This window comes from Stenotrophomonas sp. P5_B8, from assembly GCF_054049855.1.
This window is the reverse complement of sequence record NZ_JBFULO010000387.1, coordinates 1-3,707: the sequence shown is the minus strand read 5'-3', so window position 1 is coordinate 3,707 and position 3,707 is coordinate 1. Positions and strand designations below refer to the sequence as shown.

The window sequence follows — 3,707 nt, the reverse complement described above, 5'->3', positions numbered from 1 at the left end:
TAGCGGCCGGTAGGCCCCTGGGCRAAATAAAGGAGGAGGACGCCCCGCGGCCGGGGGACATTCGCCTCCAAGGGCATGGGCGCCCAGCGCCCGGCCCGCCGACCGCCGCGCCTGGAAAGGGTCAAAGCACGCTTCTGCTCGCCCCGCATAGGAACAAAGAACGCTTTTTTCCGCCGGTAGAGGCAACGGTTTGCCCGCTGCCGGCGCGCAGCGCGGCAAGGCTTGAAGCAACGCCGGTTTCGTCGAGATGATGCTGTCGTCGCGCAGTTTGGCAGGGTCGGCAGTCGAGCACGGCTCGACTCTACCCACTGCTCCACCGTCAGCGCCGGGCTTCACCCCGCCTTGATCTTGCCGAGCAGGCGCCCACCGGCATGCTGCGGTGGCGCGGCGGACACTTTCCTTGCGGACATGATTGTCCGATCATGCCCCATGACTTCCCAACGCGCCGATGCGGCTGCCCGCCGTGCCCTCATCCTGGATGCCGCCGATGCGGTGTTCGGGCAGCATGGCGTCACCGCCCCGCTCGACCTGGTGGTCGAACGCGCGCAGGTCGGCCGCGCCACCCTCTACCGCAATTTCCCCGACCGCACCGCGCTGGTGGAGGCGCTGCTGCAGCGCACGGTGGCTCGCATCAACCGCCAGGTACAGAGCCTGGGCGAGCGCGATGATGCGTTGTTCGAAGTGCTCGAAGGCATGGCCGCCCGCATCGTGCAGTCGCCGGCGTTGTCGGACTACTGGCGCGCGGTGGACCCCGATGACCCGGCCATCAAGGCCGCCCGGCACACCATCTGGGGCCTGCTGGAAGCACCGATCCAGCGCGCGATCGCCGCGGGTCTGTGCCGTGCGGACCTGCAGGTGACGGACATTTCACTGATCTCAGGCATGCTGGGAGCCGCGCTGCGTGGCAAGTCCCGCGAAGAGCGGGCCAAGCTGGTGGCGCGCGCCCTGCAGTTGCTGCGTACCGGACTGCAGGGACCCGTCGACGCGGAGGGCTGATGGCGCAGTACCTCAAACCCATCCCGGACTGGGAAGACCACGAGAAGCCGACGCTGCCCGGCTCGGCGTCGATGCCGTGGCATCCCTGGCACCGGCGCGTGGCCTATGCCGCCGTGGCGCTGCTGGTGGGCATCACCGGTGGCCTGGGCAATGCGCTGGTCACCGCCAACCTGCCTTTCATGCAGGGCCAGCTTGGCCTGACCCCGGCGCAGGGCAGCTGGCTGGTGGCCGCCTATGCGATGGTCAATGTCACCGCCAACCTGCTCGCCTTCAAGTTCCGCCAGCAGTACGGCATCCGCCTGTTCGCCGAGATCGGCCTGGGCCTGTATGCGGCGCTGGCGGTGCTGCACCTGTTCGTGGGCAGCTATGAAACCACCGTGCTGACCCGCGCGGCCAGCGGGTTCGCCGGCGCTGCCTGCAGCACCTTGGGCACGCTGTACATGCTGCAGTCGCTGCCGCGCAAATATACCGGCAACCTGCTGGTGATCGGCGTGGGCATCTCGCAGCTGGCGGTGCCGATCGCCTGGCTGGTGTCGCCGGGGCTGGTGGACACCGGCCAGTGGCACAACCTGTATCTGTTCGAGGCCGGTCTGGCCCTGTGCGCGTTCGCCGCGGTGGTGGTGTTGAAGCTGCCGCCGGGCGTGCAGATCAAGGCATTCGAGCCTTTGGACTTCCTCACCTTCGCCCTGCTCGCCCCGGCAGTGGGCCTGCTGGTGGTGGTGCTGGCCCAGGGCTATGTGCGCTGGTGGCTGGATACGCCGTGGCTGGGGTGGGCGCTGGTGGCCTCCGTCGCGCTGGCCACCGCCGGCTTCATCCTCGAGCATTACCGGCGCAACCCGCTGCTGCAGACGCGCTGGCTGGCCAGCCTGCCGGTGCTGCACTTCATCGTCGGCGCGTTCCTGATCCGCTTTCTCACCACCGAACAGTCGTACGGCGTGGTCGGGTTGATGCGCCAGCTGGGCATGGGGCCGGACCAGATGCGCCCGTTGTTCGGGGTGATCCTGGCCGGTGTGGTCACCGGCATCGCGGCCGCCTCGCTCACCTTCGGCCCCAAGCGCATCATCGCCCAGCTGCTGATGGCCATTCTGCTGCTCGGCAGCGCGGCCCTGCTCGACCAGAGCCGCACCAGCCTGGACCGCCCGCACGATTTCTACGCCAGCCAGTTCCTGGCCTCGGTGGGCGCCGGCATGTTCATGGGGCCGTTGATCATGCTCGGCATCACCCAGGCATTGAAGCAGGGCGTGGACCACATGATTACCTTCCTGGTCACCCTGTCGATCACCCAGACCCTGGGCGGCTTGGCCGGCTCGGCGGTGCTGGGCACCTACCAGCTGCACCGCGAGCAGCTGTATTCCAGTGCACTGGTCAGCCAGCTCGACCCGGCCGATGGCGTGGTCGCACAGCGTCTGAAACAACAACAGCAGCTCTACGCCGGGTTGATCACCGACCCGGTGCAGCGCAGTGCGCAGGGCACGGCGCAGTTGGCGCTGACCGCCCGCCGCGAAGCCAACGTGCGCGCCTTCAATGATGTGTTCCGGCTCAGCGGCACGGTCGCGCTGGGCTTCCTGGGCTGGTTGCTGCTGCTGTCGGTGCGTACCGCCGTCCTCAAGCAGTGGCGCAAGCGCCACCCCGCCCCCTCTTCCCCTTCAGTCGCGGCGCCGTTGCCCGCACCGCCCCGATGAGTCCCCCCATGCCCACGCTCCCACCCCGCGACGACAGCGCACCCGAGAACGTCAACCCGGCCCCGCCGACCGATGCCGCCCCCGCCAGCAACGCGGCCGCGCCGGGAGCGGTGCCGCCGCCGAGCGCGCCCAAGTACCTCAAGCCGAGCACCCGCAGCGTGGTGATCATGATCGTGATCGCGCTGCTGGGCATCGCGCTGATCCTGCGCGCGTGGTCGTTGTGGCCGTTCGACAGCACCCGGGTGAGTACCGACAACGCCTACGTGCGCGGCCAGATCACCGTGCTGGCGCCGCAGGTCAATGGCTATGTCACCGAGGTGCTGGTCAAGGATTTCCAGCACGTCAAACAGGGCGACCCGCTGGTGCGCGTCGATGACCGCATCTACAAGGAAAAAGTGGCGCAGGCCCAGGCCGACCTGGACAGTGCCAAGGCCGCACTGGCCAACTCCGACCAGGCCCAGGCGCAGAACCGCGCGCAGATCGGTGCCGCGCAGGCCAACCTTGTCGCCGGCCAATCGGAGCTGGCGCGGTCGCGCACCGAGCTCAAGCGCTATGAAGCCCTCGCCGCGCAGCAACTGGTGGCGCTCAGCGACCGCGACAAGCTGCGTACCGGGGCCCAGTCGGCACAGGCGGCAGTGCTGCAGTCGCAGGCGCAGATCCGCATCGCCGAGGAAACGCTGACCTCCACCCAGGTGGCACGCAAGAGCCTGGAAGCGCGCGTGGAAACCGCGCAGGCACAGCTGGAACTGACCCGGATCGACCTGGCCAACACGGTCATCCATGCCCCGCGCGACGGCCAGATCAGCGAAGCCTCGGTGCGCCTGGGCCAGTACGTCACGGCCGGCTCGCAGCTGCTGTTCCTGGTGCCGGATACGCTGTGGGTGGTGGCCAACTTCAAGGAAGGGCAGACCTGGAAAATGCGCATCGGCCAGCCCGCCTCGTTCAAGGTGGATGCTTTCGACGGTGAAAAGCTGCACGGGCACATCGAGCAGATCGCCCCGGCCACCGGCTCGGAGTTCAGCGTACTGC

The 3,707-nt window shown here is 68.3% G+C and carries 3 protein-coding genes; all 3 read left to right on the top strand.

Features of this window, described 5'->3' with window-relative positions; all coding sequences use genetic code 11:
- Nucleotides 1–429: 429 nt before the first annotated feature.
- On the top strand, nt 430–996 hold the full coding sequence (locus tag ACXJKH_RS16835; protein ID WP_128095414.1) for a TetR/AcrR family transcriptional regulator: 567 nt from the start codon (nt 430–432) through the stop codon (nt 994–996).
- Nucleotides 993–2,678 carry an MFS transporter gene (locus ACXJKH_RS16830; RefSeq protein ID WP_038692398.1) on the top strand — a complete coding sequence of 562 codons (1,686 nt, stop codon included), beginning with the start codon at nt 993–995 and terminating at the stop codon, nt 2,676–2,678. The genes ACXJKH_RS16835 and ACXJKH_RS16830 overlap by 4 nt, the downstream gene beginning before the upstream one ends.
- Nucleotides 2,679–2,686: 8 nt before the next feature.
- On the top strand, nt 2,687–3,707 hold a 1,021-nt coding region (locus tag ACXJKH_RS16825), incomplete at its 3' end, for an HlyD family secretion protein (RefSeq protein ID WP_457321025.1).